At 59.8% G+C, this 25,447-nt stretch carries 27 protein-coding genes and 1 pseudogene; 18 read left to right on the top strand and 10 right to left on the bottom strand.

Annotated elements, in window-relative coordinates; translation table 11 throughout:
- Positions 1-25: 25 nt before the first annotated feature.
- The 10 genes from H147_RS0115295 to H147_RS21505 all read left to right on the top strand — a co-directional run bounded on the left by H147_RS0115295 (position 26) and on the right by H147_RS21505 (position 9,203).
- Positions 26-904 (top strand): alpha-D-ribose 1-methylphosphonate 5-phosphate C-P-lyase PhnJ, encoded by an 879-nt coding sequence (locus tag H147_RS0115295; protein WP_019956265.1) that lies wholly within the window; start codon positions 26-28, stop codon positions 902-904.
- Positions 901-1,698, top strand: a complete 798-nt coding sequence (locus tag H147_RS0115290) for an ATP-binding cassette domain-containing protein (RefSeq protein ID WP_019956264.1) — start codon at positions 901-903, stop codon at positions 1,696-1,698. The genes H147_RS0115295 and H147_RS0115290 overlap by 4 nt, the downstream gene beginning before the upstream one ends.
- Positions 1,695-2,396 (top strand): phosphonate C-P lyase system protein PhnL, encoded by a 702-nt coding sequence (locus H147_RS0115285; protein ID WP_019956263.1) that lies wholly within the window; start codon positions 1,695-1,697, stop codon positions 2,394-2,396. Before H147_RS0115290 ends, H147_RS0115285 begins: the two co-directional genes overlap by 4 nt.
- Positions 2,383-3,552 carry an alpha-D-ribose 1-methylphosphonate 5-triphosphate diphosphatase gene (locus H147_RS0115280; RefSeq protein ID WP_019956262.1) on the top strand — a complete coding sequence of 390 codons (1,170 nt, stop codon included), beginning with the start codon at positions 2,383-2,385 and terminating at the stop codon, positions 3,550-3,552. The genes H147_RS0115285 and H147_RS0115280 overlap by 14 nt, the downstream gene beginning before the upstream one ends.
- A gap of 289 nt (positions 3,553-3,841) precedes the next feature.
- Positions 3,842-4,663 (top strand): phosphonate ABC transporter ATP-binding protein, encoded by an 822-nt coding sequence (gene phnC / locus H147_RS0115275; protein WP_019956261.1) that lies wholly within the window; start codon positions 3,842-3,844, stop codon positions 4,661-4,663.
- Positions 4,664-4,701: 38 nt separating this feature from the next.
- A complete protein-coding gene (gene phnD / locus H147_RS0115270) occupies positions 4,702-5,619 on the top strand; it encodes a phosphate/phosphite/phosphonate ABC transporter substrate-binding protein (RefSeq protein ID WP_019956260.1) in 918 nt (305 codons plus the stop codon).
- Between the two features lie 182 nt (positions 5,620-5,801).
- A complete protein-coding gene (phnE, locus tag H147_RS0115265; protein ID WP_245541164.1) occupies positions 5,802-6,584 on the top strand; it encodes a phosphonate ABC transporter, permease protein PhnE in 783 nt (260 codons plus the stop codon).
- Positions 6,581-7,438 (top strand): phosphonate ABC transporter, permease protein PhnE, encoded by an 858-nt coding sequence (phnE, locus tag H147_RS0115260; RefSeq protein ID WP_019956258.1) that lies wholly within the window; start codon positions 6,581-6,583, stop codon positions 7,436-7,438. The genes phnE (H147_RS0115265) and phnE (H147_RS0115260) overlap by 4 nt, the downstream gene beginning before the upstream one ends.
- Positions 7,435-8,283 (top strand): transglutaminase-like domain-containing protein, encoded by an 849-nt coding sequence (locus H147_RS19905; RefSeq protein WP_211216580.1) that lies wholly within the window; start codon positions 7,435-7,437, stop codon positions 8,281-8,283. Before phnE (H147_RS0115260) ends, H147_RS19905 begins: the two co-directional genes overlap by 4 nt.
- A 14-nt stretch (positions 8,284-8,297) precedes the next feature.
- Positions 8,298-9,203, top strand: coding sequence for an LbetaH domain-containing protein (locus tag H147_RS21505; RefSeq protein WP_081625881.1), 906 nt, complete (start codon positions 8,298-8,300; stop codon positions 9,201-9,203).
- A 216-nt stretch (positions 9,204-9,419) separates the two neighbouring features.
- Here the strand turns inward: H147_RS21505 and H147_RS0115245 are convergent, their stop codons facing one another.
- Positions 9,420-9,962, bottom strand: coding sequence for a hypothetical protein (locus H147_RS0115245; protein WP_026352584.1), 543 nt, complete (start codon positions 9,960-9,962; stop codon positions 9,420-9,422).
- Between the two features lie 126 nt (positions 9,963-10,088).
- Here H147_RS0115245 and H147_RS0115240 point away from each other — a divergent pair, with 126 nt between their 5' ends.
- The 3 genes from H147_RS0115240 (at position 10,089) to H147_RS0115230 (ending at position 11,268) form a co-directional block, all read left to right on the top strand.
- Positions 10,089-10,322, top strand: coding sequence for a hypothetical protein (locus H147_RS0115240; RefSeq protein ID WP_019956254.1), 234 nt, complete (start codon positions 10,089-10,091; stop codon positions 10,320-10,322).
- A gap of 88 nt (positions 10,323-10,410) precedes the next feature.
- On the top strand, positions 10,411-10,614 hold the full coding sequence (locus H147_RS0115235) for a hypothetical protein (RefSeq protein ID WP_019956253.1): 204 nt from the start codon (positions 10,411-10,413) through the stop codon (positions 10,612-10,614).
- Between the two features lie 117 nt (positions 10,615-10,731).
- Positions 10,732-11,268 (top strand): DUF3489 domain-containing protein, encoded by a 537-nt coding sequence (locus H147_RS0115230; RefSeq protein WP_019956252.1) that lies wholly within the window; start codon positions 10,732-10,734, stop codon positions 11,266-11,268.
- A 543-nt stretch (positions 11,269-11,811) separates the two neighbouring features.
- Here the strand turns inward: H147_RS0115230 and H147_RS20610 are convergent.
- The 8 genes and pseudogenes from H147_RS20610 to H147_RS0115190 all read right to left on the bottom strand — a co-directional run bounded on the left by H147_RS20610 (position 11,812) and on the right by H147_RS0115190 (position 17,481).
- A complete protein-coding gene (locus tag H147_RS20610) occupies positions 11,812-12,669 on the bottom strand; it encodes a hypothetical protein (protein ID WP_019956251.1) in 858 nt (285 codons plus the stop codon).
- A complete protein-coding gene (locus tag H147_RS0115220) occupies positions 12,641-13,801 on the bottom strand; it encodes a DNA cytosine methyltransferase (protein ID WP_019956250.1) in 1,161 nt (386 codons plus the stop codon). The genes H147_RS20610 and H147_RS0115220 overlap by 29 nt, the downstream gene beginning before the upstream one ends.
- Positions 13,802-13,908: 107 nt before the next feature.
- Positions 13,909-14,604 carry a hypothetical protein gene (locus H147_RS0115215; protein WP_019956249.1) on the bottom strand — a complete coding sequence of 232 codons (696 nt, stop codon included), beginning with the start codon at positions 14,602-14,604 and terminating at the stop codon, positions 13,909-13,911.
- Positions 14,601-15,347, bottom strand: a complete 747-nt coding sequence (locus H147_RS21405; RefSeq protein WP_019956248.1) for a hypothetical protein — start codon at positions 15,345-15,347, stop codon at positions 14,601-14,603. The genes H147_RS0115215 and H147_RS21405 overlap by 4 nt, the downstream gene beginning before the upstream one ends.
- Before the next feature lie 55 nt (positions 15,348-15,402).
- Positions 15,403-15,792: pseudogene (locus tag H147_RS21400) on the bottom strand (DNA cytosine methyltransferase); the annotation flags it as partial.
- A 71-nt stretch (positions 15,793-15,863) separates the two neighbouring features.
- Positions 15,864-16,832 carry a helix-turn-helix domain-containing protein gene (locus tag H147_RS0115200; protein WP_026352583.1) on the bottom strand — a complete coding sequence of 323 codons (969 nt, stop codon included), beginning with the start codon at positions 16,830-16,832 and terminating at the stop codon, positions 15,864-15,866.
- A complete protein-coding gene (locus tag H147_RS0115195) occupies positions 16,829-17,221 on the bottom strand; it encodes a VRR-NUC domain-containing protein (RefSeq protein WP_019956244.1) in 393 nt (130 codons plus the stop codon). The genes H147_RS0115200 and H147_RS0115195 overlap by 4 nt, the downstream gene beginning before the upstream one ends.
- Complete coding sequence (locus H147_RS0115190) at positions 17,218-17,481, bottom strand: hypothetical protein (RefSeq protein WP_245541163.1); 264 nt, start codon at positions 17,479-17,481, stop codon at positions 17,218-17,220. Before H147_RS0115190 ends, H147_RS0115195 begins: the two co-directional genes overlap by 4 nt.
- A gap of 902 nt (positions 17,482-18,383) precedes the next feature.
- Here H147_RS0115190 and H147_RS0115185 point away from each other — a divergent pair.
- Positions 18,384-18,980 (top strand): hypothetical protein, encoded by a 597-nt coding sequence (locus H147_RS0115185; RefSeq protein WP_019956242.1) that lies wholly within the window; start codon positions 18,384-18,386, stop codon positions 18,978-18,980.
- Positions 18,981-19,022: 42 nt separating this feature from the next.
- Here H147_RS0115185 and H147_RS0115180 read toward each other — a convergent pair whose 3' ends face one another.
- Positions 19,023-20,279: a tyrosine-type recombinase/integrase gene (locus H147_RS0115180; RefSeq protein WP_019956241.1), complete on the bottom strand. Its 1,257-nt coding sequence runs from the start codon at positions 20,277-20,279 to the stop codon at positions 19,023-19,025.
- 438 nt (positions 20,280-20,717) lie between these two features.
- On the opposite strand from H147_RS0115180, the gene H147_RS0115170 reads away from it, so the two are divergent.
- The 4 genes from H147_RS0115170 to H147_RS19890 all read left to right on the top strand — a co-directional run bounded on the left by H147_RS0115170 (position 20,718) and on the right by H147_RS19890 (position 25,446).
- Complete coding sequence (locus tag H147_RS0115170) at positions 20,718-21,491, top strand: helix-turn-helix domain-containing protein (protein WP_019956239.1); 774 nt, start codon at positions 20,718-20,720, stop codon at positions 21,489-21,491.
- A complete protein-coding gene (locus H147_RS0115165; RefSeq protein WP_019956238.1) occupies positions 21,484-24,114 on the top strand; it encodes an AAA family ATPase in 2,631 nt (876 codons plus the stop codon). The genes H147_RS0115170 and H147_RS0115165 overlap by 8 nt, the downstream gene beginning before the upstream one ends.
- Positions 24,115-24,802: 688 nt before the next feature.
- The gene (locus H147_RS0115160; protein ID WP_245541162.1) at positions 24,803-25,072 is read left to right on the top strand and encodes a hypothetical protein; all 270 of its coding nucleotides are present in this window, start codon (positions 24,803-24,805) and stop codon (positions 25,070-25,072) included.
- A complete protein-coding gene (locus H147_RS19890; RefSeq protein WP_019956236.1) occupies positions 25,069-25,446 on the top strand; it encodes a type II toxin-antitoxin system RelE/ParE family toxin in 378 nt (125 codons plus the stop codon). The genes H147_RS0115160 and H147_RS19890 overlap by 4 nt, the downstream gene beginning before the upstream one ends.
- Position 25,447 lies beyond the last annotated feature (1 nt).

Raw genomic sequence — 25,447 nt, 5'->3', positions numbered from 1 at the left:
CAAGCTGACACGCACGTGGGCGCCAATGGCCTACGGATTTCTTGACGGTCAGGCCAAGCGTGAGATGCGCCGCAAGATGCTGAAGGCCATTGCCGTCCCCGGCTGTCAGATGCCTTATGCCAGCCGCGAGGTGCCAATGGCCCGCGGCTGGGGTACTGGTGGACTGCAGGTGACACTGACCCTGATCCAGCCTGAGGACAGGGTCAAGGTGATCGACCAGGGCGCTGATGACAGCGTGAATGCGGCCTCGATCCGGCGTTTCCTTGCGCGGGTCTCGGGTGCTGCTGAAACCTGGGATACGCAGGACGCCAGCTTAATCCAGTCGCGCCACCGTGTTCCGGAGGAGCGGCTGGGTGCCGACCAGATCTTGATCCTGCAGGTCCCCAACCCCGAACCGTTGCGCGGGGTCGAGCCAAACATGTCAACTGCCCGGCAGATGCATGCCGATGCCGATTACGGAAGGCTCTGGCTCACGCTTTACGAACAGATTGTCCGGTCTGGAAGGATCATGCAGGGAGCGGCATACCCGGCACTTGTCAATGGCCGGCATGTGATGACGCCCTCGCCCATACCGCGCTGGGACGTGGAAAAGCTACACATGGCGCAACATCTGACCTTTCTGTCGGCAGGCCGGGAAAAGCGGCTCCATGCCGTGCCGCCCTTTACCAGCGTCACGCCGCTTGCCTTTGACGATGTTCCGTTCAAGGTGGAGGCGCATGGCAGTCTGACCTGTCACCGCTCGGGCATCACCGGGCAATTCATGAACGAATTGCCGCAGTCCGATGGCGGCGCCTTGTATGAGGTTTCTGACAGCCATCTGGGCATCAAGGCAATCCGCGCGCGTGATGGCGAGCCGGATACCACCGGTCCTACATGGTATCAGGACGGGAGTTTTAGGTCATGACACTGCACCGCCTCGCCCCCCGAATCGTGACGGCAAATCCATTGTTGACTCTGAGCGGTGTAACCAGGCGGTTTGGCACGCTGACCGCGCTTGATGAAGTATCGGTCGAGGTCTTTCCCGGCGAGGTTTTGGGCATTGTCGGCGAAAGCGGTTCCGGCAAATCAACCCTGCTGCGGCTGATGAACCTCGAAGATGCGCCCGATGCGGGTGTCTATTCCCTCAATCTGCCGCAGACACCGGGCAACCTTTTCGCGCTGGACCGGTTCGACCGGCGGATGCTCTGCGCGCTTCATATTGGTATCGTTTATCAGAATCCGCATCTGGGGCTCCGGATGGGCCATTCATCTTCGGGCAATGTGGCCGAACGGCTTCTGATCGCGGGCGAAAGGCGGTTTTCCGTGTTGCGCGGTAAGGGGCAGCAAGCGCTGGAAGCTTCGGAGTTTCCACTGGAACGGATGGACTCGCCGCCCAGCGAACTGTCGGGTGGCATGCAACAACGTGTACAGCTGGCCAAGGCGATCGCGCTTGAACCTGCACTCTTGCTGCTCGACGAACCGACCACCGGCCTTGATGTCAGTGTGCAAGCTGCGGTGCTGGATACGCTCAAAGGGCTGCAGCGCGATAGACGGATCACCATAGTGATCGTCAGCCACGATCTGGGCGTGATCCGGGTCATGGCGGACCGCGTCATGGTCATGCGCCATGGCCGCGTTGTAGAACAGGGCTTGTCCGATCAGGTTTTTCAAGACCCCCAGCACCCTTATTCCCAACAGCTTGTGCAGGCGAAGCTATGACACGAGTTCTCACGGCCGAAGCTCTGACGAAGAATTTTGTCCTGCATCATCTGTCCCAGAGTCTGCCCGCCTTCCGCGACCTGTCCTTCACGGTCGATGCGGGGGAGTTTCTGTTGCTACGAGGCCCGAACGGCGTTGGCAAATCCACACTGCTGCGGATGATCTGGCGCAGCTATCTCGTTGATGCGGGCCATCTGTGGTTCGAAAGGCCAGATGGAGTAATCGATCTGGCGCGGGCAGCCGATGTTGATATTGCGGTGCTGCGGCGGGGGGAGATCGGATTTGTAACACAGTTCCTGATCGCCCGCCCCCGCGTCTCTGCCGAGGAAGTGGTGGCAGAGCCGTTGCGGCAGGCTGGCATCGCCGACCCGCTGCCGCGCGCCCGCGCCGCGCTTGAGACTTTTGGCGTCCGGCCCGACCTCTGGCGCGCCTGTCCCGCTACCTTTTCCGGCGGCGAACAACAAAAGGTCAATCTTGCCCGTGCGCTGATTCTGCCGATGCGCCTCCTGCTTCTGGACGAACCTACCGCCTCGCTTGACGCAGGCGCGCGAAAAGCACTTCTGGCGCGTCTTGCTGATCTCAAATCCCAGGGTGTGGCAATGATCGGTGTCTTTCACCATCCCGGCGATGTCGCGCACCTGATCGACCGTGAACTGACCTTGAAGCCGATGACGGAGCTTTCCAATGTGGCTGTCTGACCTGCGCCTAGTGCTGCCTGACACCGTAGTGGAAAATGGCTCAGTCAGAGTCGAAAACGGTCTGATCGTCGAAATCCGTCACAACCCGGTCCCCGGGGCGGCACTGTTGGGACAGGGCCTGCTCTTGCTGCCTGGCTTTGTAGACATGCATGGTGACATGGTCGAACGAGAGGTTGAGCCGCGGCCGAACGTGCGGATGCCGCTGGAGCTGGGCTTGCGTGATCTTGACCGCAGACTGGCGGCTTCGGGTGTGACCACGGCCTATGCGGCTGTCAGTTTTCATCCCGGAAGCGCTTATGGTCATATCCGCAGCTATGACCATACCAAAGCGATTCTGCGCGGCCTGAAGTCCATGCGCGAGAGCCTGTCTGTCGATCATCGCGTCCATGCCCGGTTCGAAGTGACCTTCCCTGATGCGCTGCGCGTGGTCGAAGAACTGATCGCCGAAGGCACGGTCGATCTGGTCAGCCTGACCGATCACACGCCCGGTCAGGGGCAGTACCGCGATTTGGAAAGGCATGTGAAGGCTGTGGCGAAGAACGGCGCACTGACGCTCGATCAGGCCTGGGCCGAGGTCCAGAACCGCATCGACCGCAAAAGGACCGAAGGTGGTGATCTGATGGCCACAATCGCGGCCATCGTTGCCGCCTGCCATGCCCATGGTGTGAGGTTGGCCAGCCATGACGACGACACCCCCGAGAAAGTTGCGCTGATGCGCGGTCTTGGCGCCGATATCAGCGAGTTTCCGGTCACGGTCGAAGCCGCCGCCGCCGCTCGCGCAGCAGGGATGGCGACGGCGATGGGCGCTCCTAACGCGCTTCGCGGGCAAAGTTATTCCGGCAACCTGTCCGCGCGAGAGGCACACCGGGCTGGTCTGCTGGACATCCTTGCTAGCGACTATCACCCATCGGCGATCCTGCCTGCAGTGTTGGAATTGGCCAAGACCGATCCGCTTGGCCTGCCGGGAGCTGCAAGATTAGCAACTGTCAATCCGGCGCGCGCGCTGGGGCTGCTGGACCGGGGCGAGATTGCCCTTGGACAGCGTGCTGATATGATTATCGCTGACGATCAGGGCGTTGGGCATGTGCGGGCGACATTGCGCGCCGGCTCCAAGATCTGGTCAGACGGAAGTCTGCTCCTGACGCGCGCGGCCTGACCCTTCGGCATCCAGTCGGCGAGATATCCTGCCCCCTTATCCAATCGGTCTGCAGCGCAAGTGTCCCGCCATCGGACCGGTCGATCAGGATCAAGTCTCGTGATGCAGGGGCCTGATCCGCCCCCAAAGTCTGTCCCCGGTATTCCAATGCTCGCAAGGGTGTCAGGTCACGCAAAGACCTCCGTCGCTTGCGCCTGCATAACGGTGGACCTTGTCACAAGACCGTTTCATCCTTTACGCGAAAAATTCATTCGGATGACGTGAGTCGGTTACAAGGCGCAGCCAATATATGCGCATGGAACAACAACCACTCATCCTTACCTCCCTTACGCGTCGCTTTGGCGAAACCTGCGCCGTCGATGGCGTGTCGCTGACGATTGCCCCTGGCCAGTTCGTGGGGGTGATCGGGCGGTCCGGCGCAGGAAAGTCGACCCTTCTTCGGCTGATCAACCGGCTGATCGACCCTTCGGAAGGGCGCATCACTCATGGTGAGATCGAAGTGACAAAGCTTAAGGGGTTCGCGCTGCGTCAGTGGCGGCGCGATTGCGCAATGATCTTTCAGCAGTTCAATCTGGTCGAAAGACTCGACGTGCTGACTAATGTCTTGGTGGGCCGGCTTGCAGGACACGGTCCGCTGGATTCGCTGCTGATGCGCTTTACCGATGCTGAACGGACCATTGCCATCTCTGCGCTCGACCGGCTGGATCTAGCCAGTCAGGCGCTGCAGCGGGCGGGCACGCTCTCGGGTGGGCAACAGCAGCGCGTGGCCATAGCCCGGGCGCTGGTACAGGAGCCCAAGATCATGCTGGCGGATGAACCCATCGCAAGCCTTGACCCTGGCAACGCGACCCGCGTGATGGATGCTCTCCGCAGCATCAATCGGGATGATGGGCTGACCGTGCTGGTAAACCTGCATACGCTCGACACCGCGCGCTCTTATTGCGACCGGATCGTGGCAATGCGGGCAGGGCGCGTGATGTTCGACGGCACACCGCGGCAAATGACCGACGATGTCGTGCGCGACATCTACGGCGCCGAAGGCTTGGCCGAATTCAACGAATCCGTAACCTCGACCGCGGCCGCACCGGCGCGGCCGCGGGTTCCGGCCTGACTATGACAATAACCTCTCAACCCCCGGGGGATATCTCCATGAAGCTTTTCGCAACCACTGCGCTGGCCCTTCTGGCCGCTGCACCTGCCTTTGCCCAAGACGACTGGCGCACCGATTACGCAGTCATCAAGGTTGGAATCCTGTCGAGCGAGAACGAGCAGGACCGCCTTTCGCGCAATGAACCGATGCGCGCCTTTCTTGCACAGAAGCTGGGCGTCGAGGTCGAGATCTTTACGGCAGGCAATTACGATGGCGTAATCCAAGCCATGGCTGCCAGCCAGATCGAATTCGGCTTCTACGGCTCGTCATCCTATGCGGCAGTCTACACGGCGACCGAAGGCAAGGTGATCCCGCTGCTGACCTCCCGCAATGCGGACGACTCGACCGGGTATTACTCGGTCATCACCGTGCGATGCGACAGCGGCATCACTGATCTTGCCGGACTTGAGGGCAAAACGCTGGCCTTTGCCGATCCGGACTCAACCTCCGGCTATGCCGTCCCGCTTTACAACTTAGTCAATGTCGAAAACATCGACCCGGAAACCTACTTTTCCGCGATCCCCTTTTCCGGCAGCCATGAGGCCGGTGTGCAGGGCGTGGTTGCAGGCACATTCGACGCCGCCGCAACATATCAGGACAGCGAAATCAATGGCATCTACCAAAACATGGAAGACAAGGGGATGATTCCCGAAGGCGAGGTTTGTGTGATTTGGGAAAGCCCAGAGATCACATCCGGCCCCTTTACAGCGCGTGCTGAACTTCCGCCCACAATGATCGAAGATGTGACAGCCGCGCTTGAGGCCTTCCCGCTGGAAGACACGGAAGGCTACGCAATTTACGCCTCGGTCGATGAGGGGGATGCGAACCCGACGGTTGGCTATGTCCGCGTGGACCATGACCGCTATCAGTGGATCGTCGACATGCGCGCCTGGCTGGCCCAGCGTCGCCGCGGTTGAAGGATCAGGGCGGGCCGACCCTAGGCCCGCCCGCTTCACTCATGACCAGTGTCCCCCAGTTCACTTTTTCGCCGGCGGCCCTGTCCTTTGACGAGGACTTTGCCGCTGCCCGCCGCAAGTCCCGGCTTTCCTGGATAATTGGCCTTATTATTTTTGCCGTGCTTTTTGCCCTGACATCCTGGATGTCGGATTTTTTCAAATACACCCAGATGACGATGTCGGATGGCAGCCGCCAATGGGGCTGGGTCATCCCGGCAGGTATTCCTCGGCTGGGTGAATTCATCGTCAAGATGATCCCCGACCTGCACTGGGCCACGCTGGGTGCGGATATCGCGAACTGGTTCTGGCGGCTGGACATCTGGCTCTGGCTCCTTCTCGAAACGATCCTGATCGCCTTCATGGCAACGGTCATCGGCGTGACCGGCGCGCTCATCCTGTCGTTTCCCGCGGCGCGCAACCTTTCACCCCGCCCCTGGTTGTTGTGGATCACACGCCGCTACCTCGAGATCTGCAGGACGGTACCCGATCTGGTCTGGGCGCTCATCTTTGTCTATTGTTTTTCGGTGGGGCCGCTGGCCGGCGTTCTGGCTATTGCGATCCACACAACCGGCGCCCTTGGCAAGCTTTACTCCGAGGCGATCGAGAACATCGACATGCGCCCGCTTGACGGCGTCAAGGCCGCGGGTGGCAGCTGGTTTGACCAATGCCGCTTCGCCGCCCTGCCGCAAGTCATGCCCAATGTGCTGAGCTACACGTTGTTGCGGTTCGAGATCAATGTGCGGTCCTCTTCCATCATCGGCTATGTCGGCGCGGGCGGACTGGGGCAAGAATTCCGCGTCGCCATGTCATTCCAAGAATACACCGACCTGTCGGCTCTGTTCGTCATAACATGCGCCACGGTCATGACCATCGACTGGTTATCAGGCATTCTGCGGCACCGCGTGATCGGGATGGAAAGAACATGACCATCACCAAGGACGAGATTGCCGCCGCGCGAGCCCGGATGCCGCTTGCTTTTGCCTCGCCACCACATGTCCGTGCGCGGCGGATTGCCGTCTGGACAGCAGGTGCCCTGCTGTTTGCCTGGTGCCTTTACGCCTTTGATGCAAATCCCCTGCGGATCTGGAGTGGTCTTGGCAGGCTCGGAACCGTGTTCTCCTTCATGTTTCCTCCCCATATCTGGACAGAGTGGAGCGACTTTTCCCAAATTCTCCAGGGCTTGGGCGAAACATTATCCATGGCGTTCATGGGCACCGTTCTGGGTGCGCTTTTTGCCTTTCCACTGTCATTTCTGGGCGCGCGCAACATAACCCGCTTCTGGCCGCTGCGCGTAACAGCTCGCCGCGGTTTCGATGTTATCCGCGCCTTTGAAACATTGATCCTTGCACTGATCTTCATCCGGGCCTTTGGCCTTGGGCCGCTGGCGGGTGTGCTGGCTATTGCAGTGGGCGAGATAGGGGTATTCGCCAAGCTTTTCTCCGAAGCGATCGAGAATATCTCTGAACGGCAGGTTGAAGGGGTAAAAGCATCGGGCGGGTCCCGGTTGCAGAACATCCGCTTTGGCGTGTTGCCACAGGTGGGACCCGTGATCCTGTCGATCCTGCTTTATAATTTCGAATCCAATGTTCGTTCGGGGACCATTCTCGGCATCGTGGGTGCCGGCGGGATCGGGTTCATCCTGTCCGATAGGATCAGCGCCTATCGCTGGGGCGAAGCGTGGTCGATCATCTTTCTCATCATCGCGATGGTTTACGTCATCGACTGGCTGTCCGGTCTTGTCCGGACCCGGCTGATCGGCAGATATGAGGGCGTGCGTTGACCGCCTACGCCATGACGCTGGTGCTTGCTGAGCCCGCTGGGCCGATCCTCGCTCCCTGTGGTCTGGATACGCCGGGCGGACATGCCTCCGGGCTGACAGTGTCAGGTGGCAGACTGGACCACTGGAAAGAACCCGCGACCGGACAGCGCTTTGCGCGGATCGCGCCCCAGGGTGGCCCGCTGACCCTTGTCCATCGATTTGACGGAACGCCAGCCCCCTATCCCGCCGCTGTATTCGACCTTGTCCCGTCGCGCTACACCATCGCAGCCGAGGCGCTGCTGGAAGAACTGCGCGATCTTCGCGCAGGCAATGGCCCTGACAAGGTGCAAAGCATCGCCTGCGCGGTGGCTCGGCGCTTTGACTACGGCCATCCGACGCAACGCTTTTACGATGGCCATCACGACAGCCTGCCCGCGCTGGGTTGCGACAGGGCTGAAGGGTCCTGTGTTGATATCAACCTGTATTTCATGGCGGCCCTGCGCGCGGCAGGTATTGCGACGGGCTATGTCGCGGGGGCGTTCTTTCCCGCGGAAAAGGGCGACTGGTGCAGCGATATGCATTGCTGGGTGGTGACGTGCGCGGACGGGCGGGTGCAAGAATGGGACGTTGCCCACCATCTCAAGCTCGGGTTGCGTGATGTGGAACCCGGCCTGAACCCCAAGCCGGGCTTTCGCGTGCCGTTGTCCTTTGGCGTGGCGCTGCGCGCTCCGGGCGGGGCGGAAATCAGAGCCCTCTCGATGCCCGTCGCCGCGAATGGCGCAGGCCCGTTGCCACGGGTGGCCGCACTTTCCATCCGGTTGGGCCATCCGGCAATCCCGCCGGGACCAGTGCGCCCGGTCACCTGAGGAAACGACCCGATATGAAAACACTGAGCGAAGCGCCAACCGTACATCCTACGGCACGGATCACCGATTGCAGACTTGGCCGCTGGACCGAGGTCATGGCCGACGTGACGATGCGAGAAGTCACCTTTGGCGACTACTCGTACATCGTGCGGGGCGGGAATGTCATCTGGACGACTATCGGCAAGTTCTGCTCAATTGCAGAAGGGGCACGCATCAACCCCGGCAATCACGCCACTTGGCGGGCCGCGCAGCACCACTTCACTTACCGCGCCGGCCAATTCGGTCTGGGCGAGGATGACGACGGGTTCTTTGACTGGCGGCGCGACCACTGGGTCACGATCGGGCATGATATGTGGATCGGGCATGGCGTCACGATCCTGCCGGGCGTCACCATCGGCACTGGCGCGGTGGTGGGCGCGGGGGCCGTGGTGGCAAAAGACGTGGCCCCCTATACGGTCGTCGGCGGCGTGCCCGCTAGGCAGATCAAGTGCCGCTTCACCGAAGAACAGGCCGAAGGGCTCATTGAGATTGCCTGGTGGGACTGGTCCCATGACGAATTGCGCGTTGCGCTTGCGCGCCCATCTGTCCCCCCGTCGACAAGGCTGGCCGGCGCGGTGGCCGGATGCGCGCTGGTCCAGGTCGACCCCCGGTCCGTGCTGCGCAACAGCCCGGCCTCGGTTGCCGCAAACAACGTGTCCGCGTCGCGAGCTGAGATGGCAATGTCGATCAGACGCGCCGAGGCGGGGCCGACGACGGCCCAACTGCGGCCGCCGTCGCGGCTGGTCTGGAGCATGCCCGTGCGCGCCAAAAAAGCACCTGCGCATCGGCACGGCTCACTTCCATCACATGAAAATCGACGGGGCCATCAACCCCGTCTGAAAGCGGTGTCCAGGTCTGCCCGCCATCCAGTGAGCAGATGACACCCAGGTTGCCGCCCCGCGCCGGATGCCCGCTGGCATAGAGTGGGGTCGCCCCGGTTGGAAGCGTTGTGAGGCCCATGAAGTCGTCGCGGGTTGTTCCGACAGTCGTCGTGGTCAGGGCGACTGCGTCCAGCGCCTGCAGCCCATTATGCGTGTCAGATCAACATATCGTCGCAAGGGACGTTCAGGCCGCGCCAATGTGCCCGAGGCCAAAAATCAAACCAGCGACACCCTGAGATCAGCCAACCCTTCCAGTTGTTCACGGACATGGCGTTCCAAGACGCGCTGCATGATCCCGGCTTCAATAGTCGCGGGCGTGCCCGATGCCTTTTCCACCTCGGCCGCCACTTGCGCGGCCATCAGCGCGGCCACCCGGGCAGGCCATGTGATCCAAACGTCGCGTTCCTGCCTCGCAAGGCGAAAAACCAGCGCTTCGGCCCGGGCGCGATCCACCAGAGTGCCCTTCTTTTTCTGGATCGCCAGCTGGCGTTCCTGCGCCTGATAGACCGTCAGGGCGGTACGGGCCTTGAGATAGCTGTCGGTTCCGCCGCTGCCGCTGGGCGGCAACGCCGCATCGCCACCCAGCGAACGGCGCTGCTGGTCGGGATCGGTCGTATCTGCTCGCCGCACGTCAGATGCGGCCGCATTGATCGAACCATCTGCATGAAAGACAAGTCTGCCGCCGCGTTTGGCGTTCTGGATTGCCCCTCGCGACAGGCCGGAGTGGCTGGAATATTCGCGCTCGCTCATACCGTCCATGGTTGCCCCCGATGTAATCAACGCAATGATATTGCCTGTTATTCCGTTGATCAATCTCCTTGTAAGAGCGACGCTGTCTGCAGAGTCGATGCACCTTCGCATCGCGCACGCTGACAGGACGCCATCATGCCCGACAGAACCGGAAAGGCCGTCGAGAACACCCATGCGCTGGACGCCTTCATCTCTGCCAGATGCGAAATCGACGCGATGCTGGAACGGTTGATGAGATTCAGCGCGGACCAATTCGCCCTAAACCCGGACGAGGTTCATCGGGGACATGTCGGCCGGCTGGCCTATTACGCCAGCCTGCTGCGCCAGATCACCGACAGCGCGTTCGACGAAGTCGAACAGGCCGGGTAGATTCGGGCTGTTCCGCCCCAGCCCCCAGCTGGGGGCTTGGCCGCGTAGGAGGCAACGCATCCCGCGTGCCCAGAATGCGGAGCCAGACATGCCGAAGTTCACCGTGATGATGATCGAAACCCTCACCCACCGCCCGGTCGTGGAAGCCCCCACTGAAGCTGCAGCTATATGCGCTGCCGAAACCATCCTGACCGAGGCCGATCACAACGACGACAGTCTTTTCGGGTCAGTTGCCATGATGCCACCCAAACGGCGCCCGCCGCGGATGACGCCCAGCCCGGAGGAAGCCTGAGATGCCGAACAATGCGGGCCAGCGCCGTCACCGTGAACAGGAAAGCGGCGTCACCTTGTGAGTTGCTGAATGCCCAGCCGCATCCATACCAACCACGACCAGTAGAAAGAAACCACCATGACGATACTCACCGAAACCCAGACCGTTATCCTCAGCACGGGTGCCCAGCGTCCGGCCACCATCGCCATGCCCTTGCCGAAGGGGCTGCATGGGGCTGCGGCCAGGATGGCAGTTGGCAGGATGATCGAACGCGGCCTGCTGGAAGAGGTCGACGCCAATGTCAGCAAAGGTGAGCCGCTCTGGCGAGAGACTGGCGATGGACGTGGCACCACGCTCAAGGTGACCTGTGCAGGGTTGGCCGCAATAGGGATCGTGCCGGAAATGCTAACGCAAGCCGATCTGCCCGATAGAACTGACACAAACCCCGTCCGACCCGCCGTCCGCGCCGGGACGAAACAGGCGCAGCTGATCGCGCTGCTGGAAGCACCGGAAGGCGCGACCATCGAGGCGATCATTGCCGCCACCGGCTGGAAAGCCCACAGCGTCCGTGGCTTCATGTCCGGGACGCTGGGCAAGAAACTCGGACTAACTGTAACTTCTGCGAAGGAAGAGGGAAGGGCCCGAACGTACAGGATCAGTCAAGAAACGGCATGATCTCGCGCGCAACGATCATCATCTAACCGGTGGGGCCGCCCGCGCAGCAATATGCTTGAAAAGGAGCCGCCAAAACTGATCGCCTAGCCCCTCGTCGTTGAGGTGGCTGCCTCCGCGTTGACGCACGGAAAGGATACTCTGCCTCACAAGTCGGGCGGTCATGTGACCGCTCTTTGTTGAGCCTTCCAGCCCGTCTTGTGGTCTAGATTTGCCGAGGTGGATTTGGTCAGGTGGATTCGACCAAGTGGATTTGGTGGATTCCGCAAAAGAATCCAGCAGGCGTCGACCATGATTCTGTAAGACATTGATAACATGAAATTTAATTTGAAGGATTCCGCGAAGTTGCTTCCGGGTGGATTCCCCCACGAAATCCACTTTCGCTAGCGAACCGCCGCGCTGCGCCCCCCCGCATACAAACGAGGTTGGGGAGGAACCATGCCAAGGGGGGAGGGCAAGCGAAAGCGCTCGGGAGGGTGACCTCCAGGCACTATTCTTCGATGGTCACTGTATAATCCAGAGGGAGGCAGAGTTGTCATTGGGTTATCAGGAGCGACGTATCGGAATGGCTTCAGAAAACTTCTGAACTGCCCCGTCCCTGAATACTTCCGTCGTTCTGACCGTCTCGGCACCGGCGTGCCCAACCGTGATCCTGACATTGTTTAGTTCTGCGGGGATCCCGCCAAAGCAGCGGTTGAGGGCATCAAGAAAGCCAACGTTAGTGATTGGCTGCGGGTTCGGACTGGCGTTGTTTCTTGGGCTCGGTACGGTCGAGGGAAAAAGATAGATGCATGGCGGTGGTAGTCGATATGGGCCGACTTCCGTGAAACGCTCTGGGTTATTGATGACTTTGGGACATGGCCGAGAGATCGTGCCGCAGATCCAGTCCCATACGATCAGACCATCGACGCGCTGATTTCTTGAAATGATTTCTGCAGAAAGTCGTGTGTGGATCCCTGACCAAACGTTGTGGCGCGGATCGGCACCGGGGTTCGAACACACGCTCCAAAGAATGAATTCATCTGCATGCGGAGGACGTTCGAATATGTTGGTGTTATTCCCGTCCAAGCACCCTTTCAATTCTACGACGGATGTTCGGCCGTCGTTCAGCGTGATGCTGTAATCGTGGCGATTTTCACCACCGGCGGACATCCAATCTTCGATCAAAGCCTGGTCTTGCATGTGATTGAGAATGGCCGCGACGAAGTCGCGCTTTGGCCGCATCGTTGCAGAAAACTGGCCGCGAATGCGTTCAATGCTACCGCGAAATAGCCCAGACTGATAGAAATCGTGTTCTTCCAAGCCATGAGTGCCGAGCGTGTGCGCTTGAGTTTTCAGGACTTCAGCAAACTCGACGATTAAGTCCCGAAGGGCCTCATTTTTCGCGCACGGAATCACACTCATCTGTCTCTCTTTCTTCATAAATCTGGTGAGAGACTATCGGTTCGATGATGTACTTAGCAATATGCCGGACCACTGGCACAGCGACGCCGTCGCCCGTCAGATGATAGGCTTCATTGTAGGCCTCTGGAAGCATGTATGCATCCGGAAGCCCCATGAGCCGAGCTGTTTCCCGCGTGGAAATTAGGCGCGAACGGATCAGGTCGCCTTCCACCACCAGGATAGATTGGCGGGACGATCCACCGCCAGGTGTGCGAAGACAGCCCGCAATGTCGTCGAAGCGAACTTCAGCACGCTGAACTTTGACCCCCTGTTGGAAGCGGGTTCGCTTGTAAACGCCGCCGACCATCCGCACCCCGGACGCTTGTGCGGTTTTGACCTTCGCCAGGTTGATCTCCGACATCATCGACAGCAGCTGGCGTGTTTCTGCCTTCGTGTGCCAGCGCACTGAAGCTGGAGCTTCTTCAATAACATCCGCAAAACGCATCTCCCGACGATCTGGCTTTGGCATCTTCCACCAAATCCAATTTTTCTGGAGCCGCTCAGGGAGCGCACAATACGAACGACGAAGCGCCGTGGAATGCCATGGCTGACTTGGCCCGTCCGAAGCGCCAACGACCCGAACATCACTGCGTGTCGCGATGACGAATAGTCTGGGTCTAGACTGCGGGACAAAGAGTTCTGCGTCTACAACAACAGCTCCATATTTGTAGTCCAAACCGTCAAGGGCTTCACAGATGGCTGTGAAATCCTTTCCTGCATGGCTGGTCAGCGTTCCAACAACATTTTCCAGGGTCACGACCTTTGGCGCGCGTCCATCTTCCTTCAGTGATTGGATCTGCGAGATGAACGGCCAGAAAGTGCCAGACCTGTCACCGCGCAGTCCAGCGCCGCCGCCAGCCAGCGACAGATCTTGGCAAGGGAAAGATCCCCACACTAAATCTGCAGTTCCTGGCAGGTCTTCAGGTGCTATGTTGCGAATGTCATCGACAACCAGTTCGGACTGACCCCAGTTGCGTTTGTAAGTTTCGCCTTTTTTCCGGTCAAAGTCATTGGCGAACAAACACTTCCAGTCAGCACCAAGTCCGGCTCTCGCCATCCCTGCGCCAGCAAAAAATTCGTAAAAGCTAGGCATTCGTTACTCCCGGTTCGTGTCTGTTGTGCCCTAGTCAAGAGAACATTTCAAGATTCTTAGCCCCGAAATCCTGCGCAAAGGTTGCCATGGGGTTTGCACCGTCCGGATTAGGGGAAAGTGGGTGCACCCATTGTGGGTTTGTGTCGTCCTGACAACCACGGCTTCACCTTCGGCATAGTAGCCATCACCTCGACCTCCCGCAGCATGCCACCTACCAACAACCCGTCCCGCACCCAATCCAGCGCCTGCCACCAATCGTCATAGCCGCGCCGGGCCGATGCAATCTGTTCCGGGTGCGGCCGCCAGGTGACTGGGCAGGCCAGAACCTCGACCGTGCGCCACTTGCCCCTGGTCTTAACCCGTTCGATGCCAACGACGATGGTGTTCGCCCGTTCGCCATGCTGGTTCTGCTTGGTCTCCACGGCCACGCAGCGCGGCACAACGCCTGGCATCCAGTCGGGCGTTATTCCGGCGCGCGCCATTTCGGCCACGCTGATCGCCATACGGATGCCACCAAGACTGTCGGGCATTCCCGCGACGGTTGCCGCGATGATCTCGGCATCCGCATGGGTGTAACTACCCATCTTGTGCTGGCCGCCGTCAACTTTGCAGCCCAATCTAGCGCGCTGGATCAACACGTATTCCATGCCAAATCCGAACCCTTCTTCATCGATGCCTCGTCGCACCGGCAGTTCTAGCTGCGCTTGTTCCACCCGGAACGCCCATTCCAGCGCCGCCTGCACGCCGAGCGCGCGTTTCATGATGGAACCACGAGCATGCCCGATCCGCCCCTGCATGCTCATCGCCGCATACCCTCAAAGAGGTTCATCTGCGTTGGGCCGTCCGGCCCGTCCGTCGGCCGCCAGATCCATGGGCCCGAGGCCATGGGCAGCTGCGAGAGCGCGCCACGCATGTGCTGCCGCCATTGGATGAACTCCGTTTCCGAGCAAGCGCAGAGCGCGTGACCGATGGGCCAGCCCATCAGCCAACCGACGAAGAGCGGGTTCAGCCGCCGCCGTGCTCGGGCTTTCAGGATCCGTCGCGAGACGACCCGCCCATGTGAGGCAATCATTGAAGCCCACAGCGGGCGCGAGATCGGGGCGTGGGGTGAGGACTGCCGCCCATCCGGCGTGATCATTTGGTCCGGGTGGGTGAAGCCCTGCTCGGCTCGGTAGTGCAGGATATCCATCCGGGATTTGCCATCGGCGCGCATTATGCTGGCCTCGCTCGATCCCTTCCAGTTCTGCGCCGCCGGTGTCGGCCATTGGATCGCCTGAGCGCTGAGCTTCGGCTCGCCCCGGCTGTTGATCTTGCCGCGCAGCCGGTCCATCTGGTCGTCGGCCACCGGCGTTTGCCATTGTGCCGCCTGCGCTGGCAGGGGTGGCCTCCCGCCCGAGCCGTAACTCTGGCTCGGCCCACCCTTCGCGCCGTCCGTGGCCTTCAGCGTCGACCAGTTGGTGATGCCCAGTGCCAGCGCTTCCGCCTTTCGGGTGAAATCGCTGTTCCCTGCCGAGTTGTAGGTTGCCGTTCCGGGATGCAGGCTCATCGGTGTGGGCCAGGATGAAGATCCGGAGCCGTTGGTGCGGCGCGCCAACTTCTGCCGCGCTAAACAGGCCCGCCGCAGGCGTATAGCCCATGCCCCAAAGTTCTCGCAGGACGGTCTCAAGGCCAAGGGTGACGTGCCCGTAGACATTTTCGAGGAGGACCCATTCCGGGATGCATTCGCGGATGACCCGGGCGACCTCGGGCCAGAGGTGGCGGGGGTCATCGGCTCCGCCGCGCTTTCCGGCCGCGCTGAAGGGCTGGCAGGGATATCCGGCGAGGATCGTGTCGAATGCACCGCGGAAGGGCCGGGCGTCGAAGGTGCGCAGATCATCCCAGATTGGGGCCGGGGCGAAGTACCCAGTGCGCTGGGCGGCGACGAGGACGGCGCGGGGCCAGTCTTCCCATTCGACAAATGCGCGGGTGTGAAAACCGGGCTCAGCGAGCATGAGGCCCAGATCAAGGCCTCCGCCGCCTGCGCAGAGGGACAATCCGTGCCGGGGACGTGACACCATGCCATTCACCGAACCCCCCGCATCCTGAGGCGTTCGGGCGTCACGAGGCCGCGCACCAGCATCAGATCGCGGATGCTGTTGTTGATCGAGCTGACCGGCAGGAAGCCATCGGCGTTGACCATCTTGGCATAGAACGCCGCCTTCTCGTCGTCGCTGATCCGGGGAGGTTCTTCGCGCTTGCGCCGCCGCTTGGACTTTTGGCTCTTGGCGCTTGCAATAGTTGCATGAGCATCGCGCTGGGCGGCACGTTCCATGAACCGGTCGAGGGCTTTGGGGCCATCGGGCGGATTGGGATGATCGGCTCTGGTCTCGGTGGCTGTCTCGATGATCCGCTTCTGTGACAAGCCGAGGTCATCGATCCAGCGGCGAACATGCGTTCTGGCTGGCCAGCCTTGCCACCAAGCGGGCAGGGTGGCGTTGGCGGCAAAGCCCAGCGCAGTCAGCAACTCTGCGAAAAAACCATCAAAATCGGAATCTCGCGCTTGCGCGTCCTCCTCCTCCTTTACAGGTTTACTTAAGGGTTCTCTTACAAGGTTAGTCTCCGGATTCCGGAGATGGCTTTGGGCAAAATCCGGAGATGGCTTTGCCGAAAAGCCGGAGATGGCCCTATCTCCGGATTCCGGAGTTGGGTCGGCGCGTTGTTCCTCCTCCGTTCCGCAAAAGCCGTGTCCGGTTTCCGGAGTTGGCTCTTGTGGAAAGCCTTCTTCAAACCCCAGGATGTAGCGGGTGGCCTGGCGTTTGTGGGTGCGCGGATCATGGACCCGGACGCGGTGGATCAGGCGCAGCTCTTCCAGCTTGGCGAGGTGGTCGTTCAGCGCTGAGATCGACATTTCCGCATCGTCGGCCAGCCGTGCCTGTGTCGGAAAGCAGCCGAAATCGGGGTTGTGCCGATCGCAGAGAAACCAGAGCACAATCTTGGTGGCAGGCTTCAGCCCGCGTTGCTGGATGGCCCAGACGGTTGCCTTGTGGCTCATGGTGCCACCCGTCGCGCTGGACGGACGCGGCTGGTGAAGTCATTGTCCGCCAGTGTGCCCAGCGCATCGTCGACCGACCTTACCAGCGCCCAGCCGAAACCCTGCGCGCAGACGGTGTCGCGAAAGACTTCCTGCGATTTGCGCAACCGGCCGGTCTGGCTCTTAACCTCGAGGAACAAAACCCGGCCACCGGAAATCACGATCAGATCGGCAAAACCGGCATGAACGCCCATGCCGACCAGGATGGACTGGCGGATTTGGCCACGGGACCCGGCCTCGGTCACCTCATTGGCGCAATGATGGACGATGGCGTCGCGGTGCAGGGCAAAGCGCAGCGCTTGGACGATGGCGCGCTGGGCATCGGCTTCGGGGGTGCTGCGGCGATTCATGCGGCACCTTCGTCTGGAAACGTGGCAGCCACGACGGCCTGCAGAGGGCGGCGATCCAGCTGACTGAGCAGGGCGATGACGTCGGAACATTCGCTGGCGCAGTCGGTTTGACCGGCGACGACCCGACAAGCGAGGATGATGAGCGTTTCGGGGTGCTTCGGGACATCGGCTAGGATACCGCGCGCCTCGGTCAGACGATCCTGCATCCAATCGCCGGTCCCCGAAGCTGCGGCGAGCGGTTGTGAGAGCGACTGGTTCATTTCCGCCCCCGCCGTGTGCGTGCCGGGCGGCTTTGTTCCTGTGCGCTGATCCAGTCCTCGACTGAGGTTCGGCGATAGAGGACCTTCCGCCCGATCCGGGTACAGGGCGGCCCAAGCTGCCGTGCCTCCCAGCGCGCCAAGGTGTCGCTGGCTATTCCAAGTTCACCAGCCAGCTGTTCTCGGCTGATCCATTCCGCCAGCAGGTGAGGCGGCTGTTCTTGCAACGCAGGGGCAGTGTTTGGCATTTCGATCTCCCATCGAGATCCCGGCGAAGGCCGGGGACGGGGAGAGGGAAGCAGACACAAGGTACCGGAACCTAGGCGGAGACCGGAATTGAAGCACCGAACTCAATTCCGGTCCTTGTTTCATTGGGGTATTCGCAGGGCCTCCGGAATTCAGGGCGGACTGTCGCCCAGCGCCGTTCCGCTTTTTCCGGTGATGATGGCAAGAATCCTCCACCCCGCGAGGGCGGCTATCGATGTGCGTCGGCTTTGGACCTCTACCAGTGGGAATGGCGGGCGGGGGCTGGCCGCACCCCTGTTCCGGCGACTGATCAGCGGACGGCGCCATGGTCTGTACGGTGGCTTCTTCAGCCAAGCGCACTATGCTAAGCGCCTCGTGGAAGCTTTTTGTTCATGTTTTACCCCCGGAGCGGGGATGGCTAGTGCAAGTTCTCCTAAAAGGCGAGTAGCGTCACCCAGTCAGCTCAAGGCGATTCTATCAGTCATGGTTTCAGGGCATCGGCGTCACCGGCACCGCGTTCTGAAGTCATGGCCGATTGCCATACCTTGAGGCGTATTTTTGGACCGACTGCTTGAGTGCAAGTGACTGTTTAAGAACACGATCCCGCGACGCCCGGCGCTGACGCGGGCGTTGCCAATTGCTCAGAGGACACACATCCCATGACCCTGCCACCAAGAGCCTTCTTTTCCCTCAACGAATTTTCTGCCCGCTGGAGCTGTTCCCATGCGGATGTCGCCGGATGGTCGATTGTCGGCCATCTGTCGATTGTCACCGGCATTGCACCTGTGCTCTGTGGCCTGCAGCCCGTGGCAGGGATGGTCGCGGTCAATGCGGCTGACATGATGAAGATGTTCCGGCGCGACGGTCCATCTGACGAGGAATGCCGGGTTATCCGTGTCCGGCCGGAGGGCAGCACCGAATGGCTTCACATCACCGAACCTGCGGGGGGCATCATGGTCAAGCGAACCGACCTACTCTTGATGGCAGTCGATATGGGGAAGTTCGCCGACGACCCCGACCATCTGCGCCGTCCGGCATCTCCGCCCGGTGCTGCAGCGCGCTTCGATTGGGAGGGGGCCTACATCATGATGTTTTGTCGGTTCAATGATAGTGGAATACCCGCGACGCAGGTGGAACTGATCACCGAGGTGCAAGATTGGTTTGCACAGAACTCACCCACGGGCGAGATTCCGGAGGAAAGCACGACGCGCAAGAAGATTGCGCCGATCTGGCGGGCGCTGCGGGAAACCGCTTGAACCGCAATGGGCGCGGATCAGTGTGGGGCTGGGAGTACCGCCTCACGCTGTCTTTTTCTCTTGGTCGGCATCATGCACCAGCTGCGGGCGGGGCCGGAAAATGCTGGCGACCGCATTGACCCCGTCGCGCAGCGGCGAGTCCAACAGGTGGGCATAGCGCTGGGTCGTCTGCATTTGCGTGTGGCCCAGCAGCTTGCCGATCATCTCGAGCGAGGCACCGCCGCTGACCAGCAGCGATGCAAAGGTGTGGCGCAGATCGTGGATCCGGACCTCGGGCAGTTGCGCTTCCTTCTGGATCGCCACCCAGAACCGGCGGATTTCCTTCACCGGCTGACCGGGCGTGTCGCCGGGGAACAGCCACGGATTGCCCTTCGGCACCAGCAGTCCGCGCTGGCGCACGATGGCCGCCACGTCGCCTGATATCGGAATGCGGTGGATCTTGCGCTGCTTGGTGGTCGCGGCGGGTTTTGACCAGCTGCCAAGGTCAAGGTTGAACTGTTCAAACCGCGCCTGGCGTACCTCCCCCGACCGCGCGCCGGTCAGCATGCACAGCCGGATGATCCCCGCCGCGCGCTGATCCTTGGCGGCGTCGAGCGCCTTGGCCAGCCGTCCGATCTCCTCGGGTGTCAGGAACCGTTCGCGTTCATTCTCGATCCGGCGGCGAAATGCGCTGGCGGGATTGTCCTCGCGCCAGCCCCAGCCGACGGCCAAGGTGAACATCTTGCGCAGCACCTCACCCACCCGGTTGGCGCGCACCGGGGTGGGCTTCACCCCTTGCAGCTTGCGGGCCCGGTTGTTGGGTTTGGCCTTGGACGGCCGGGCGCGACCGGCGGCGATCTTGGTCAGCAGCTTTTCCACATCGGACTTGGTGATCTCCGTCACCAGCTTCTTGCCCCAATCCGGCTCGACCAGCTTTGCCATGATGGTATGCTGGTCGGCAGCGTTGCGGGCGGCGAGATGCGGCGTGTGCTCCCCCAGATAGCGCTTGGTCATATCGCTGACCCTCGGGGCCACCCGCGACGATTCCCGCTGGTTGAGCGGATCGATCCCCTCATCGATCTCACGCCGCAGGTCCTTGGCGCGCTCCCGCGCGGCCACGGTGTTCCATTCCGGCCATCGCCCGATTGTCATCCGCCGCTGCCGCCCACCAACCCTGTAGTCGAGGGTGAAGGCCCGGTTGCCGGACGGGTAGATGGTGATCGAAAACCCACGCACGTCGGTGTCGAAGATCTGGTAATCCCGCCCCAGGTTCTCGGCCTCACGGACGTTTTTCTCATTCAGTTTCAGCCTGTTGACCATGGATTGCACTCCTTCGCTCGTCCCGACATGAGGCGTAGATTCGCGCCCATTTCAAGCAAAGCATGCCGGAAGGGCCGGAATGCAGGCGGAGACCGGAATTGAAGCGCAGAGGGGCATTCCGGTGCAAGAAGCGGGGAGAATTTGGGCGGAGAAACCTCGCTACGGCATGGTAGACGGTTGGAAATGACTGTTATCACTCTCCCAGATTTCGGGTTCAAACTGCCCTGAGCAACCGTTGAACAATTCGGGAAACCCTGCACATTTCGCCCGCTTGGACCAAGCGGTCCTAGTGTTTGGCCGCTAAACACCAGTCAGCCAACCACGGAGTTGCGTGAGAAGTCTTGGCACCTCATTCCGGTTTGATGCCGGTTTGGTGCCGACCACTCTGGACGAAAGAGCCCTAATGTGGCTTGATCAACCATCTCAGCAGAGGTCAAAATGAAGAAAGTTATCCCGGACGGGACAATTGTTAAGCATCTGAGGATTAATTCCGAACGCACATCGACCCAAAAAGAGCTTGCGCACGAAATGCGGATAAGCGAGCGCATGCTTCGGTCAGTCGAAAATGAAAACGCTCAAATTGGAGTTGATCTTCTTGACCGGTTTGCGAAATGGTTTGGCGTCCACCGCGACCAGATTGTGAAATCTGTCGAAGGTCAAACCAAGAGCCAGTCTCATGCAGACAAACCGCTTAATGAAATTTTTCCCGAACTCTTTAAAGATCGAATCGTGCCGCGTCACGACTATGATTTAGCATACGCAACCACCGACGAGGGAAAGCTTTTCAAAGGGGCGAGTGGCTCTCATGACGTGGTTTGCAGCATCGATGTTTCGCTGTCGGATGAAGTTGCGGGGTATGCCCAAGAGCTATTTGAAATTCTCACGACGTTGACTTGGGAGGCACGGGACATTCGGAACGATATTGCCGCGAAGGATGAGATCGCAATCCGGCGCAGGATCAAGATGCTGCTTGTACTCCTCAAAGGCAATGACATTTGGGTATACCAGACGTCTTTTTATCGCCGTCTGCCTGAACGATATGAGCCGCTTCCCGAGGGCGAATATGCTCAAATGAAAAACCGGTTGGTGGTCGCACTCGGACCGCCAAGCGAGTATGGAGAGGAATCAATCAAAGTTTCCATCGACCATGGGCAACCATTCGTCCTGCCGGGCTGGAAGTTCGACAAGACGGGAGTTGACGGCGATGCTTGAGGGTCAAACCGCTGGCGATGAAACACTGACTGAGAAGATGGCGTTCGCCGATTTGCTGGTATGGTCCGCCACGCGCGCCGCTTGGCAGAGAGATGCGCTGCGTCGTCTCGTCGAGAACGGAAGTCTCAGCGCAGGCGATATTGACGAACTTCTCGAGCTTTGCCTCGATCCAAACCTGCCGCACGAACCTGTGTCCGTCGCGCATCTGTCGTCGCAAAGCACAGTCGGTGAGCCGATAAGCATATTGCGGATCGAAAACCCAACCGGGATCAACGCACTCGCATCCGACCAAAAACTTGAGTTCGCGAAAGACGGGTTGTCGATTGTCTATGGTGACAACGGATCTGGGAAATCTGGCTATGTTCGCATCCTTAAACATGCTTGCCGATCGCGTGATCGGAGCGGCAAGATTCTGCGCGACGTAGAAGGTGCGAGCACTACACCTCAATCCGCCACCATCGTGTTCGCGCGCGGTCTAGGCGAGGACGAATTTTCGTGGAAACCGGAAGCGCCAGGTCATGCCGACCTACCATCGGTCAGCATTTTCGATTCACGCAGCGCCAACATTCACGTCGAGAAGACCAACGCCGTGGCCTACATTCCGCAACCCATGCAAGTTTTGGAGGCATTAGCAGCCGCTTGCGACGAGATAAGCACGAAGCTCGATGCGCAGCTTGCTGCCATTTCAGCAAAGACGCCGTTGGCAATCAAAGAGCCACAGCTTGGCAGTGATACCGCGGCCGGTGCATTTGTGCGCAGCATTTCAGCCAAGTCTAATTTGTCGCAACTTGACCTACTTGCAAAGCTTTCAGTCTCTGAGACCCAGCGACTAGTGGCGCTGGAGGCGGACTTAGCACAAGATCCATCACGGGCGGCAGCAAGAGTTACTAACCAGAAGGCCCGACTTGATGATGGGATAGCAAAGCTCCGGAAGATTTTCAGTGCGGCGTCAACATCAGCCTTCAACGCTCGCGATGCCCTCAAATCAGATTGGGATACGAAAGCTGAGACCGCTAGACTTGCGTCCGAGGCGCTGTTCGCGGCGTCGCCGCTGCCTGATGTCGGTCAAGCCACATGGCGCAATCTCTGGGAAGCAGCTCGGAAATATTCCGACAGTGTCGCTTACCCTGAAAAGACATTTCCAGATGCCACGGGTGATGATGAGATCTGCGTTCTCTGCCAACAACCGCTAGGTCATGAAGCTATCGCTCGACGCGTCACTTTCGAAGCATTCATAAAGGGCTCGACCAAGGTTGAGGAAGAAGCCGCTGAAAAGGCGTACAGCGAAGCTGTTCTAAATGCTACTTTGTCACAAACGACGACGGCAGCGATTCGCCAACTCGACAGCCTGATCGCGACCGAAATTGGCGATACGGCACTTGCTGCAAGCATGCGCGCATGTGGAGTGCGCTCCGCATGGCGACTACGCTCCTTGCTCCGGGGTCAATCGGCACCCGGCGAAGCTGCAGTTTTCCCGGGAAAGGAACTTGAAGCGCTCTCGGGCGAACTTGCCAGTCGTGCCCTGCAGCTATCTGCTGATCAGAAAAGCCCGAGTCACCTCGCGCTGGTTAAAGAGTGCCGAGAACTGAAGGACCGGGAAGCCTTGGGTGCGTTGCTTGCTGACATCAAGGCCGAGATTGAACGCCGCAAAGAGGCCGAGGCAATTACTAGCGCTGCAAAGGACACGGCCAAAAGATCTATCACAACTAAGAACAAGGAGCTTTCGGACAAGCTGGTTACGAACGCGCTACGAGGGCGTTTTGCGCGGGAGATCGAAAAGCTGAAGCTTGCCCGCATGCCCGTAGAGCTTCGCAAGAAAAAGGATTCCAACGCGGTTTCCTACTTTCAAGTCTGTCTTGTCGAAAAGCCCGACGAACCCGTCGGCGAGATTTTCAGCGAAGGTGAGCATCGTTGTGTTGCGCTGGCCGCTTTTCTGGCCGAGCTTGTGACCTCCAAACAGTATTCTAGCATCGTGTTCGATGATCCGATGTCATCGTTGGACCATATCCATCGGAAGGCGGTCGCTGCCAGGCTGGTCGAAGAGGCTGAACACCGTCAGGTCATCGTGTTCACGCATGACCTCACATTCCTGTTCGAGCTGCGCCGCGAGGCAGAGGCCAGAACACGGCCAGTCCAATACCAGACCGTTTGCCGTAAACAGAGCCGCCCCGGTTTTATTGAAGGTGAACTGCCAATGAAGGCAAAGTCAGCGCAACAGTTGGCCCAATCGCTGCGGTCTGAGCTAAAAGAGGCAAAGAACCAGTTCGATACTTGGCCCGACGCGCGACGCACGATCTTCTGCAAAGGCATCATAGAGCAGCTGAGGGAATCTTGGGATCAGGGAATCGCGGATTTCATCTTCCCGGTCCTTGGTCGTTTCGACAACACCATCAAGGGCAACAGCCTCTTCAAACTGGCGGTGATCTGCGACAATGACGTAGTAACGGTGACGGCGGCGCGGGGGCGCTTGTCCGAAGAGATGCACACATCCGCGGAGACGCTAAATCCGGAAACGGTCTTGCATGCTGATCTATTGGCCGAAGTTGCAAAGCTGGAAACTTGGCTCGCGAACGTAATTCAGCGCCAGAAAGATGCGAAGGCACCAGTCACCTCCTATACCTGAAGGTCAGGCGTTTTTTTACGGCAGGTTGTTCTTCCATCCGTCGAACAGAGTCGCATTCCTGGACAAGCGACTCTGTTCGGACGACGGCACCTGGACTTTGGACGGATGAATTTGGGATCGAGGCGGTGGTTTTCAAAGCGTCTGCCGGATAGTAGCTGTTGGCCGAGTGCGATAGTTCAGGATATCCCTGATGCAGTTTTGTCATTCATTCATTCATGCGAAAGATGATTGGAAGAAGATCTGCCGTGTGCGTTTCACCTCAACGCCACCTCAACCCACGTATGCAGTTTTCCCCCGCTCCAACCCGCTGCAAACCTCGACAATCCGTCCATTGCAGCCGACCGGCGACCAGAAGGATTTGCGATTTCAAAGGCTTTCGGGTTAAGTAATTGAATTTAAACGATTAGTGAAATTCTAGGTCCATAGGCTCATAACCTGAAGGTCGTTGGTTCAAATCCAACTCCCGCAACCAATTTCTTGAACCTTTCCAAATGGTTAGTATCCGACAAAAACACTTGTGTATAGCACTCGTCGTTTTACCTCAACGCCACCTCAACGTTTGACGAGTCCCCCCCTGTAGGCGGGGGCTTTTTGCGTTTGGGCATGATCAGCAGAAGCGTCGCATCCGCCACCGTTGAAGCCATCGTTCGCAAATGGTATATGACTCAGTCATACCATGGAGGCGCAGATGACCGTCAAAACCACCCTCAGCTTTACCGACCGCCATCACCACTTCCTTATAGAAAAGGTGGGACAGGGCGTGTTCGCCACACAGAGCGCTGCTGTGGCGGCCGCGCTGGAGCAGATGATGCAAGACGAACAGGAACGCGATGTGGCCCTCACTGCACTTACGCAGGAAATCCGCGCCCGGATGGAAACACCGCGTTCGGCGTTTATCGACCAAGATGACGCGTTCGCCGCCGCGCGCGCCACCCTCGGGACAGCGCGGGGCCCTTGAATGACCGCATCCGGTTCCATCCTCTCGTCGCGCGTGACCTTGATGCCATCGCGCGCTGGATCCTCGACTATGCTGGGTCCGATGCGGCCGCCCGAAAGCTGGTCGAGTGTAGCGCGACAATCAAGCTGAGTACGCGTTCTCACCCAGATTGTCGCGCTACACTCGAGATCGAAGCGGCCATCGCCACGCTGAAGACTACACCGCACAAAGGAAGCTTCCGCGATGAAATCGCCCCTGGTCTGAGTGCCACCCCTGCAGGCTGGAAAGCAGTGATCGCTTTTGTGGTTGATGATGACCAAAGGGACGTTCTGATCTACGCTGTCACCTATGGCGGTGCCGATTGGGCCATGCGCAGCAGCGCGCGCAGCCGGTGAC

This window comes from Yoonia vestfoldensis DSM 16212 (genome assembly GCF_000382265.1).
Lineage (GTDB): Bacteria > Pseudomonadota > Alphaproteobacteria > Rhodobacterales > Rhodobacteraceae > Yoonia > Yoonia vestfoldensis.
The sequence above is the reverse complement of the archived record's forward strand: the minus strand, read 5'-3'. Positions and strand labels throughout refer to the sequence as shown.